Annotated in this window: 8 protein-coding genes and 1 pseudogene; 2 read left to right on the forward strand and 7 right to left on the reverse strand. The window is 69.3% G+C overall.

What is annotated here, in order from left to right:
• Nucleotides 1–30: 30 nt before the first annotated feature.
• From DIE17_RS30365 to DIE17_RS30395, 7 genes are all read right to left on the reverse strand, one after another.
• Nucleotides 31–1,425, reverse strand: coding sequence for an efflux transporter outer membrane subunit (locus DIE17_RS30365; protein ID WP_124921483.1), 1,395 nt, complete (start codon nucleotides 1,423–1,425; stop codon nucleotides 31–33).
• Nucleotides 1,422–4,613, reverse strand: coding sequence for an efflux RND transporter permease subunit (locus DIE17_RS30370; RefSeq protein ID WP_124921484.1), 3,192 nt, complete (start codon nucleotides 4,611–4,613; stop codon nucleotides 1,422–1,424). Before DIE17_RS30370 ends, DIE17_RS30365 begins: the two co-directional genes overlap by 4 nt.
• Nucleotides 4,610–5,845: an efflux RND transporter periplasmic adaptor subunit gene (locus tag DIE17_RS30375; RefSeq protein ID WP_124921485.1), complete on the reverse strand. Its 1,236-nt coding sequence runs from the start codon at nucleotides 5,843–5,845 to the stop codon at nucleotides 4,610–4,612. Before DIE17_RS30375 ends, DIE17_RS30370 begins: the two co-directional genes overlap by 4 nt.
• Before the next feature lie 280 nt (nucleotides 5,846–6,125).
• Nucleotides 6,126–6,467, reverse strand: coding sequence for a DUF4148 domain-containing protein (locus DIE17_RS30380; protein WP_124921486.1), 342 nt, complete (start codon nucleotides 6,465–6,467; stop codon nucleotides 6,126–6,128).
• A 176-nt stretch (nucleotides 6,468–6,643) separates the two neighbouring features.
• Nucleotides 6,644–7,786, reverse strand: a complete 1,143-nt coding sequence (locus DIE17_RS30385) for an FAD binding domain-containing protein (protein ID WP_124921487.1) — start codon at nucleotides 7,784–7,786, stop codon at nucleotides 6,644–6,646.
• A gap of 37 nt (nucleotides 7,787–7,823) precedes the next feature.
• Nucleotides 7,824–8,699: an alpha/beta fold hydrolase gene (locus DIE17_RS30390; protein ID WP_124521137.1), complete on the reverse strand. Its 876-nt coding sequence runs from the start codon at nucleotides 8,697–8,699 to the stop codon at nucleotides 7,824–7,826.
• 132 nt (nucleotides 8,700–8,831) lie between these two features.
• Nucleotides 8,832–9,551, reverse strand: a complete 720-nt coding sequence (locus tag DIE17_RS30395; RefSeq protein WP_124921488.1) for a TetR/AcrR family transcriptional regulator — start codon at nucleotides 9,549–9,551, stop codon at nucleotides 8,832–8,834.
• 362 nt (nucleotides 9,552–9,913) lie between these two features.
• Between DIE17_RS30395 and DIE17_RS30400 the strand changes: the two genes are divergently transcribed.
• Nucleotides 9,914–10,651, forward strand: a complete 738-nt coding sequence (locus DIE17_RS30400) for a YoaK family protein (RefSeq protein ID WP_124921489.1) — start codon at nucleotides 9,914–9,916, stop codon at nucleotides 10,649–10,651.
• A 48-nt stretch (nucleotides 10,652–10,699) separates the two neighbouring features.
• Nucleotides 10,700–11,163: pseudogene (locus DIE17_RS30405) on the forward strand (VOC family protein); the annotation flags it as partial.

The raw sequence follows: 11,163 nt of genomic DNA on the forward strand, positions 1-11,163 counted from the left end.
CGCCGCACCAGCCGCATCGCACCAACCCGCCTACTGCCCGAGCGCGGTCATCAGCCTGACCTGCGCGAGCATCTCGTCAGTGCGCGCCTGCGCGAGCGAATCCTCGGCCGCGAGCAGCGAGCGCTGCACCTCCAGCGTGTCGATGAACGCCGATTCGCCGCTGCGCCACGACCGGTTGATCTGCGCATAGGCATCGCGCGCATTCGACGCCGCGCGTTCGAGGCGCTCGGTCCGGCTGTGATCGCGGGCGGTTGCGGCGAGCGACGTTTCGACGTCGCTGACCGCGCCGAGCACGGCGGAGCGATAGGCGGCGACGGCCTGATCGGCCTGCGCGCGTCGCAACGCGACGATGCTGCGGCGCCGTCCGCCGTCGAACAGCGGCGCGCTCGCGCCGGCGCCGGCCATCCAGGCGAGCGAACGCGCGAGCGTCGCGCCGGAGAAGCCGTCGACGGCCGCGCCGATCACGCCGATCAGCTGCAGGTGCGGCCTGAGATCGGCTTCGGCCACGCCGATGCGTGCATACGCGGCGACGACCCTCGCTTCGGCGGCGCGCACGTCGGGCCGGCGGCGCAGCAGGTCGGCCGGCGTGCCGATGCCCGGCGCCGCTGCCGTCCACACCGGCCCCGGCGCGGGCGGATCGAGTTGCGCATAGACGTCCTGCGGCGTCGCCGCGGTGATGATCGACAAGCGGTGAATCGCGGCCTGCCGCTGCAACTGCAGCGCGGGCAACTCGGCGAGCGTGGTTTCCGCCTGCGCGGCGGCGCGGTCGACGTCGGCGATCGGCACGACGCCCGCGTCGAACAGGCGCCGCGTCGATGCCTCGGTGCCGCGCTGACTCTCTGCGTTCGCCTCGACCAGCGCGAGCCGCTGCTCGAGCCCGCGCACCGTCACGTAGGTGCGCACGGTTTCGTCGATCGTCGCGATCCGTACGGCCGCCGCGTCGTTCTGCGCGGACGCGATGTCGGCGTCGGCGGCCGACACGCCCTGGCGGATGCGCCCGAAGATGTCGATTTCCCACGCGACGCTCGCATTCAGGTCGAACGCATTGCCGGTCGTCGGCGTGTCGGTCGGGAACGCCTGCGACGCGGACAGCCGCTGACGGCCGGCGCTCGCATTCAGGTCGAGCGACGGGAACCACTGCGACGCGGCGCCGATCCGTACCGCGCGCGCCGCGTCGATGCGCGCGACCGCCGCCTTCAGGTCGAGGTTGTTGGCGAGCGCGCGATCGACCAGCCGGTCGAGAATCGGATCGTGAAAGCCGTGCCACCACGCGTCGGTCGCGGCGGCAGGGCCGGCGGCGACGAGATCCGCGTTCGCGTAGGTCGCGGCGAGCGGCGGCGGGGCGACGGTGGCGACCGGCGCGCTCGTGCACGCGGTCAGGACGGCCGCCGCGGACAGCGCGGCCACGAGTCGGATGAATTTCATTGCACCACCTCCGCGGCCGCCGCCGCGACGCCGGATTTGCGCGTCGCGAGCCGGCGGACCAGCACATAGAACACGGGCGTGAACAGCAGCCCGAAGAACGTCACGCCGATCATCCCGAAGAACACGGCCGCGCCGACCGCCTGGCGCATTTCCGCGCCGGCGCCTTCGGAGATCACGAGCGGCAGCACGCCGAGAATGAACGCGAGCGACGTCATCACGATCGGGCGCAGCCGCTGCACGCACGCGTCGACCACCGCGTCGACCAGCTCCCGGCCGTCGGCCTCGAGCTGCCGCGCGACCTCGACGATCAGGATCGCGTTCTTCGCGGCGAGCCCGACCAGCACGATGAAGCCGATCTGCGTGAGGATGTTCACGTCCTGGCCGAGCGCGCGCACGCCGAGCGACGCGGCCAGCAGGCACATCGGCACGATCAGCAGGATCGACACCGGCAGGCTCCAGCTGCCGTACTGCGCGGCGAGCACCAGATAGACGAGCAGCACGCACAGCGGGAACACGAGCAGCCCCGTGTTGCCGGCCGTGGTCTGCTGGTACGACAAGTCGGTCCATTCGAACGAGATGCCCGGCGGCAGCACCTGCTTCGCGAGCGTCTCCATCGTCTTGATCGCAAAACCGGAACCGAGGCCGGGTGCGGTATCGCCGTTGATCTCGGTGGCCGGATACAGGTTGTAGCGCGGTGCGCGATCGACGCCGAGCGTGTCGTCGATGCGCGTGACGCTGCCGATCGGCACCATGTCGCCGTCGCGGTTGCGCACCTTCAGGCGCCCGAGGTCGGAGGCCGTCACGCGGAACGGCAGGTCGGCCTGCGCGGTGACGCGATAGGTGCGCCCGACGATGTTGAAGTCGTTGATGTAGGTCGAGCCGAAATACGTTTCGACCGCGTCATTGATCTCCTGGCTCGGCACGCCGAGCATCTCCGCCTTCTCGCGATCGAGCTCGACGTGAACCTGCGGACTCGTCGCCGAGTAGGGCGTGTAGACGCCGACCATGCCGGGCGTGCGGTTCGCGGCGTCGACGAGATCCTGCGTCGCCTTCGCGAGCGCGGCCGTGCCGAGGCCGTTGCGGTCTTCGAGCCGCATCGCGAAGCCGCCCGTGCTGCCGAGGCCCTGCACCGGCGGCGGCATCGCGACGACGATCGACGCTTCGGTGATGCCCGCGAGGCGCTTGCGCAGCTCGGCCGCGATCGTGTCGATGGTGAGGCCCTGCGCCTTGCGTTCGGGCCAGGGCTTGAACACCGGGAACAGGCCGGCGCTGTTCGCCGAATTCGTGCCGGTGGCTGCGTTGACGCCGGAGAACACCGGCACGCGCGCGACGCCCGGCACCGACAGCGCGATGTCCTCGATCTTGCGCGCGACCGCGCTCGTGCGTTCGAGCGTCGCGCCGTCGGGCGTGCGCACCAGCACCACCAGGTAGCCGCGATCCTGCGCGGGAATGAAGCCCTTCGGGCTCGATACCAGCAGATAGCCGGTCGACGCGATCAGCACGACGTACAGCACGCTCATCGCGGGAATGATCCGCACGAGCTTCCTGACCAGCGCGCCGTAGGCGTCGGACACGCGCTGGAACACGCGGTTGAAGGCATCCGCGAAACGCTGCACCGCGCGCATGAGCGGCGCGAGCAGCGCGACCGTGCGCGACGTCGACGCCGGCGCATCGTGCGCGGAGTCGTGCGCCTTCAGCATCATCGCGGACAGCGCGGGCGCGAGCGTGACCGACGTGAAGAACGAGATCGCGGTCGACACGGCGATCGTCACGCCGAACTGGCGGAAGAACTGGCCGGAGATGCCCGGAATGAACGAGGTCGGCACGAACACCGCGCACAGCACCAGCGTGATCGCGAACAGCGCACCGCCGACTTCCTTCATGGTCAGCAGCGTCGCATCGCGCGGCGCGGTGCCGGCCGCCAGGTGCCGCTCGACGTTCTCGACCACGACGATCGCGTTGTCGACGACGATCCCCACCGCGAGCACGAGGCCGAACAGCGTCAGGTTGTTGATCGAGTAGCCGAGCACGGCCATCGCCGCGAACGTGCCGACCAGCGACACCGGAATCGACAGGATCGGGATGATCGAAGGCCGCCAGCCCTGCAGGAACAGCAGCACGACGAACACCACGAGCACGACCGCCTCGTAGATGGTCTTCACGAGTTCGTGGATGCTGTCGCCGATGAACGCGGTCGGGTTGTAGCCGATGTTGTAGACGATGCCCTTCGGGAACGCCTTGCCGAGCTCGGTCATCTTCTTCTCGACCGCGTCCATCGTCGCGACCGCGTTCGCGCCGGGCTGCTGCAGCACCTGCAGCGCGATGGTCGGGTGGCGCAGCATGTAGCTGTCGGTCGCGTACGCGAGCGCGCCGACCTCGATGCGCGCGACGTCCTTCAGCCGCACGAGACGCCCGTCCTGCCCCTGCTTGACGACGATGTCGCTGAAATCCTCGGGCCGCTTCAGGCGCCCTTCGAAGATCAGGTTCGGCTGGAACGCCTGGTTCGTGATCGGCGCCTGCGCGACCACGCCGCCCGCGAGCTGCGTGTTCTGCGCGCGCACCGCGGCGATGAGGTCGCGCGGGCTCAGGCCGAACGACGCGACGCGTTCCGGGTCGAGCCAGATGCGCATCGAGTATTCGCGCGCGCCGAGCGGGTTGATGTCGCCGACGCCGTCGATCCGCTTCAGCACGTCGGCGACGTTGCGGATCGCGTAGTTCGACACGTACAGCGGATCGTAGCGCTGGTCGGGCGAGTAGATGAAGATCGTGCCGAGCTGCGTCGGCGACGACTTGCGGACCGATACGCCGCTGCGCTGCACGGGCTCGGGCAGGCGCGGCGTCGCGAGCGCAACGCGGTTCTGCACCAGCACCTGCGCCTTGTCGACGTCGGTGCCGGGCTTGAACGTCGCGGTGATGTTCAGGCTGCCGTCGGAGGTCGCCTGGCTGTACATGTACAGCATGTCCTCGACGCCGTTCACTTCCAGCTCGATCGGGGTCGAGACGGTTTGCGACACGGTTTCCGCGGACGCACCCGGGTAGCTCGCCTGGATCACGACGGTCGGCGGCGCGATGTCCGGGTACTCGGACACCGCGAGCGAGAAATAGGCCAGCGCGCCGGCGATGGTCAGCACGATCGACAGGACGATCGCGAGCACCGGCTGCTGGACGGACAGGCGGCCGAGGTTCATTGCGCGCTCCCGGTCGCGGTGCTGGACGAAGCGGTTGCGTTCGCAACTTTTTCGGAATTCGTCGCATTCGCCATCTGAGCCGCATCGATCGCGCGCGGCACCGCATTGACCTGATCGCCGGCCTGCACGCGCTGGAAGCCGTCGACGATCACGCGGTCGCCGGCCTTCAGCCCCGCATCGATTTCACGCAGGTTGCCGAACAGGCGGCCGGGCGTCACCGGGCGCACCGATACGGTGCCGTTCGCGTCGACGAAATACAGCACGCGGCGCGTCGCGTCGGTCGCGACGGCCGAATCCGGCACGAGCAGCGCCGCGTGCGCGACGCGGCTCGACAGCGACACGCGGCCGAACTGGCCGGGGCTCAGGCGCCCGTCCGGATTCGCGACGCGCGCGCGCTGGCGCAGCGTGCCGGTCGAGTTGTCGAGGCGGTTGTCGACGAAATCCATCGTGCCCGACAGCGACGGCTTCGCGTCGCCCGGCAGCGCGATCGCCACCTGTCGCGACGACGCGCTGCCGCCATGTTGCGCGGCTTCGCGCGTGTAGCGCAGGTAGCTTTCCTCGTCGACGTCGAAGTAGATGTCGATCGGGTCCTGCGACACGATCGTCGTCAGCACCGTGGCTTCGCTGTCGCCGCCCTTCACGAGGTTGCCCTCGCTGACGCGCTTGCGGCTGATGCGCCCCGACATCGGCGCGACGATGCGCGTGAACGACAGGTCGAGCCGCGCGCGTTCGAGCGCGCCTTGCGCGCTCGTCACGTCGGCCTGCGCGCTTTGCACGGCCTGGCGGCGCTGGTCGTACAGGCTCTGCGCGATGGTGTCGGTCTTGATCAGGACGCTGGCCCGCTCGAAATCCTGCCGGCTCAGCTTCAGTTGCGACTGCGCGCGCTCGAGCGTGCCTTGCGCGGCCGTCACCGCCGCCTGGTACGGGCGCGGATCGATGACGAACAGCAGGTCGCCTTTCTTCACGGTCGCACCGTCCTGGAACGCGACGCGTTCGAGATAGCCGCTCACGCGCGGGCGCACGTCGACCGTGTCGACGGCTTCGAAGCGGCCCGTGTAGACGTCGACGTCGTTCACGTTGCGCGCGACGGGCGCGCTGACGATCACGTTCGGCTTCGGGGCCGGCGCGGTGTCGTCCGACCGGCAGCCCGTCAACGCGAGCAATGCGGCGAGCGGAAGGGCGGCCAGCACGGCCGGTCGCGCGAAGCGCTTCAATCCTGGGTAGCTGTTCATGTTGTTCGGGGTATCGAATGACGCGCACGGCGCCGAATGGTGCGCAGTATCGTGCGTGGCGCGCGATGGATAAACGGACGCGGCGTCATAAGAACTTGTACTGCGCAGTCACGAATCGCGCGGTGCGGCGGCGATGCGCGCGGCAGGGGCGTGATGCGGGAAGCGGTGCGACGACGCGCGGCCCGAATGCCTGTTCAGGCGATTCGGGCCGGCGATGCGGAGGGGACGGACGAGCGGGGGCGCGTGGCGGGCAAGGGGCTCGCTCGCGCGTCGACGCCGCTCAATGACCGCGGTAGATCGCGTCGCGGCCGTTGGTCGTCAGTGCGCGGCCGGATGCGCTGGTGCCGGTGCCTTCGCTGCCGTAGCCGGTCGTGTCGGCTGCCGGTGCGGTGTTCGATGCCGCTTGCGCGCCGGCGTTTTCACGCACGCGCTTTTCGGCGGCGAGGATCGCGACCGGATACTGGTTGTGGTCCAGTGCCGGCGTATAGCCGACGGCCGCGAGGCGGGCCATTTCGGCTTTCACTTCGGCGCGGGTCAGCGGGCGGTCATGCTGCTGCGCGAACGAAACGGCCGGCGTGGCGATGATCAGTGCGGCAAGCGTGGAAGAAACGAGCGTTTTCATCAGGGGTACCTATCGGGTCGAGTGAACCGCAACCACGTCGTCGTCGTTGCGAGTGCTGCCAATATAGGTATCCCGACGCCGCGGAAAAACGGGCCGCCGGCGAAATCATTTTTGACCTGGAATCACGAATCGGCGGTCGATGCAAACGATCGAGCCCGCACACGGCGGCCGGCCGGTCACGCGCGCCCCATGATCCGCGCGCCGAGCGAGATGCCGAGTTCGGACAGCGACGCGCTGGTGGCGAGCTGAACAGCTTCCCAGCGCGACAGCGCGGCGTCGAACGCGTTGGCGGGCACGCCGCCGCGCAGCGCCTCGGCAAGACCGACCGCGTTGTCCGCCGCTTTCGCGACACCTGCGGCCGTATGCGGCCGCACGAGGCAGGCCGAGTCGCCGAGCAGCACGGCGCGGCCGAACGCCATGCGCTCGACCGCGAGATCGAGGATCGCCTGTGCGAACGGCGCCTGTGTCGCGTCGACGAGCGCGGCGAGCGTCGGTGCGAGCATCCGGCGGCCGGCGTTCACGAGTTCGAGCCGGTTGTCGTCGCGCATCGCGCCGGGCGGCAGCGAGCCGTCGCGCTGCATGCCGTCCTGGCCGAGAAACAGCGATGGCAGGCGATCCTGCGCGAGCCGCCGGTACCAGACCCAGTTCACGCGCCGCTTGCCGGGCGCGATCGCGCCGTCGCGGCCGGGCACCAGATAGGTCAGGAACAGATGGGCGTCGCCTTGCTGGAACGTGAAGCGCTCGCGCAGCACCTGCAGCACCGTGTCGGGAAGCAGGTGCTCGTCGACGAGCCCGCGCCACGCGACATACCCCGCGTATGCGGGCCGCGCATCGGGCAGCAGCTGCGCGCGCACGGCCGAGCGGCCGCCGTCGGCGCCGACCAGCAGGTCGGCCTGCTCGACGCGGCCGTCCGAGAAGTGCGCGAACACGCGCGCGCCGTCCTGCTCGAACCGGTCGAACGCGACGCCGGCGTGCAGGACGTCGGCGGGCAGCGCGCGCTTCAGCGCCGTATAGATCACGTTCCATGCGGTCTGCGTCTGCGGCATGTAGAAGCGCTGCACGATACGGTCGTGTTCGTCGACGTAGATCCGGTCGCCCGAATCGACGCCCGCATCGCGCGGCACAGGCACGCCGCCGAACGCGAACGCGCGCTCGATCGGCGGCTGCAGCACGATGCCGCCGCCGCGACTGTCGAGATCGTTCGGCGATTGCTCGAACACCTTGACGCGCCAACCGGCCGCCCGCAACGCGGTTGCCGTGAACAGTCCGCCCACCGATCCGCCGACGACGATCGCCGACGGGCCCGAAACGTCGCTCATGATTGCTTTCCCCCGATGATTCGCCGCACGCGGCAGTTCAACCTTCCCAGTGCGCGAGGAAGTCGAGCAGCAACGCGTTCACGCGCTCCGGCTGCTCCTCCTGCGGCAGGTGTCCGCACTGCGCGATCGGCTCGGCGCGCAGGTTCGTCGCCATGCTTTCCCATACGGACTTCATGTCGAACAGCTTGCCGACCGCGTAGAAATCCTCGCCCCAGATGGCCATCGTCGGGCAGGCGATCGGGACGTCGGCGTCGACGAGATCCTGCTTCACGTCCTCCGCGTTCGCGCGATAGTCGGCCAGCGCGCCGCGCACGGCGCCCGGGCGCCGGTACGCACGCACGTACGTGTCGAACGCGTCGCCGGAGATCGCGTGCGGGTTGTAGCACCAGTCGGCGAAGAAATGGCTCAGCCACTCGGCTTCCTTGCCGGCGATCAGTGCCTCGGGCAGGTCGGGCACCTGATGGAACAGGAAGAACCAGTACGCGCGCGCGGTTTGCGCGGTCATGTTCTGCGCGACGATGCGCGTCGGCACGTTGTCCATCACGACGAGCCGGTCGACGCGCTCGGGGAAGTCCTTCGAAAAGCGCGTCGCGACACGCGCGCCGCGATCGTGGCCGACGAGCGCGATGCGGCCGATGCCGAGCGCATCGAGCAGGCCGGCTACGTCGCGCGCCATGTTGCGCTTGTCGTAGCCGGCGGCCGGCTTGTCGGTTTCGCCGTAGCCGCGCAGGTCGGGCGCGATCACGCGGTAACGCCGCGCCAGCGCCGGGATCTGGAAGCGCCACGCGAAGCTGGTTTCCGGGAAGCCGTGCAGCAGCACGACGACCGGCCCGCTGCCGGCATCGATGTAGTGCTGGCGGATGCCGTTCGCGGTGACGGTGTGATGCGTGATCGAAGGCGCGTCGTGGGTCATCGGGTGGTCCCTGTCCGGTTCGGTGTGCGCGCAGCCGGGCGGCGGGCGCAGATGCCGTTCGAGGATAGGCGAAGCGATCGGCGCGCCGGATAAATTGTTCTGAAATCGTCTGGAGGCGTGCGCCGCGCCGGATTACGCGCGCCGGCGGCGCCGGCCACCCGCGCCGGACGCGAGCTGCTTCAGCGTCGCGGGCGTGCCGTGGAGAAACGCATCGACCAGCCGTTCGATTTCAGTGTCGAGATCGTCGGGCACCGGCAGGCCGTAGACCCACTTGCGGACGCCGAAATAGAAGATGCTCGCGTGCAGGCTCCAGACCAGTTCGATTTCCGCGTTGCGCTGTGCCTCAGTCGCCGGCGTCGCAATGTCGTACTCGTGCCGCAACTCGCGCAGCACCGGCAGGAACACGCGTTCGCGCAACCGCGACAGGTAGCGAGTATTGAAACCCTCGCGGCTGAGCCCCGCGAAGATGAAGGTGCGGATCCATTCGCGCCGCAGGATGGTTTGCGCGTACGCGCGATAGAACGTGACGAGCCGTTCCTGCAGCGGGACCGTGCGGTCCGCGATCAGTTTTTCCCAGTCGGAGTTCCACGTGTAGATCTCGTCGTACACGCGATCGATCAGCGCTTCCTTGCTCGGGAAGTACCGGTACAAGAGCGGCTGGGTGACGCCGATTTGCCGCGCGAGTTCGCGCGTGCTGCCGGAAAAGCCGTGCGTCGCGAAGTGCTCGATCGCCTTCTCGACGATTTGCCGCTCGCGCGCTTCCGGCGCGAGCCGGCGGCCCGGCGTGATGGCGTTGCCGTCGGCGTCCGTCCCGCGCTCGCGGGCCGGCGTGCTGCGTTTTCTTTCGGTCATGCATCGGCTCCTGATGGCGCGCTTAAGCTATCGCTCGAAAAATAACACGATCGGACCGTGCGGGCCGATCGCTGCGCCGCGGTCGCTGCGATGCGGGAGCGTTTGCCTAAGCGTACCGCGTCGCGTCGACCCCGCAGTCCGGCCGGGCGTCCGGGCGGCATATTCAGGAAAATTCAGGGCCGCCGCCATGACATTAAGACGTTCCTTAACTAGTCTTGCTTCCGAACCGCCGTTGGGACCGGACGCCAGTCGGCGCCTCCGGGCCGTTCGGCGCAACCGGAGCGGAACATGTGTTATCTGAACTCGCCGGACGCAGGCAGCACGTGCGCCGGCGCAACCGTCGCCATCCAGGAACCCGGGCCATGCCGACGCAGCCGGTAACCGCGGCCGCGGCGCCCGATCACGTGCGCGGCGAGGACGTGTTTCTCGCGTCGATCGCCGGCTACGTCGACACGCTCGGCTTCGTCGCGCTGTTCGGCCTGTTCACTGCGCACGTCACCGGCAACTTCATCCTGATCGGCTCGGGGCTGGCCGGCGTCGGGCAAGGGCTCGTGATCAAGTGGCTCGCATTCCCCGCCTTCATCGCCGGCATCGTCGGCGCGCGCGTGCTCGACCACCGGATGCGTTCGCTCGGCCACGGCCCGCGCGCGCGTTCGCTGTATGCACTGCAGGCCGTGCTGCTGGCCGGGTTCATGCTGGCCGGCGTGATGGCGTCGCCGATCGCGGACGCCGACGCCGACGCGCCGCGCACGATCCTGTGCGGCCTGCTCGGCGCCGCGGCGATGGGCGTCCAGAACGCGCACGGCCGGCTGACGGCGCGCTCGGTCGTCGCCAATACGGTGATGACGGGCAACGTCACGCAGGCGGTGATCGATGCATTCGACTGGCTCGTGCCGCTTGCCGCGCCGGCCGAACGCGAAGCCGCGCGCGCGCGGCTGCGGCGCACGCTGCCGCCGGTCGCGGGCTTCGCGCTCGGGGCCGGCGCGGGGGCCGCAGCCTACGTGTCCGCCGCGTTCTGGGCGCTGGCGTTGCCGCTCGCGGCCTTGTGCTTCCTCGCCTACCGATCCGGCCGGCCCGACGACGGGCCGGCGTCACGCTGAATCCGCGCGCGGCGTATGGCCGCGCTTGTCATTTTCAAGGAGATTTCGATGATTGCACTGAAGTTGCGACAGGTACTGCGGATGATGGCCGCATCGACGGCCATGTTCGGCGCATTGCTGGCGAGCGCGCCGGCCCACGCGGACGAGACGCGCCTGCTCGATACCTCGTCAGGGAAGGTGCCGGCCGTCGCGGTCGGCCCGCAATACGACACGACGCACGTGTGCGTCGCGCCGGAAGACTTCGACCGCTTCACCGACAGCTTCGTCGCGACGTTCGGCGGCAAGAAGTCGCAGCAGGGCGTGTTCCAGGTCACGCCGACGCCGAGCCAGACGATGTCGCAGCTCGTGCTGACGCCGTTCGGCACGATTTCAGTGTTCGGCTTCAAGACGCCGATCCCGTATCCGTTCTGCGAGGAGCGCACCGGCTACCTCGTCACCGACATGGACGTCGCGATGAAATCGGCGCGCGCGCACGGCGCGGACGTGGTCGTCGACACGTTCCCCGATCCGAT

It is taken from the genome of Burkholderia sp. Bp9099 (genome assembly GCF_003857805.1).
Taxonomy (GTDB): Bacteria; Pseudomonadota; Gammaproteobacteria; order Burkholderiales; family Burkholderiaceae; genus Burkholderia.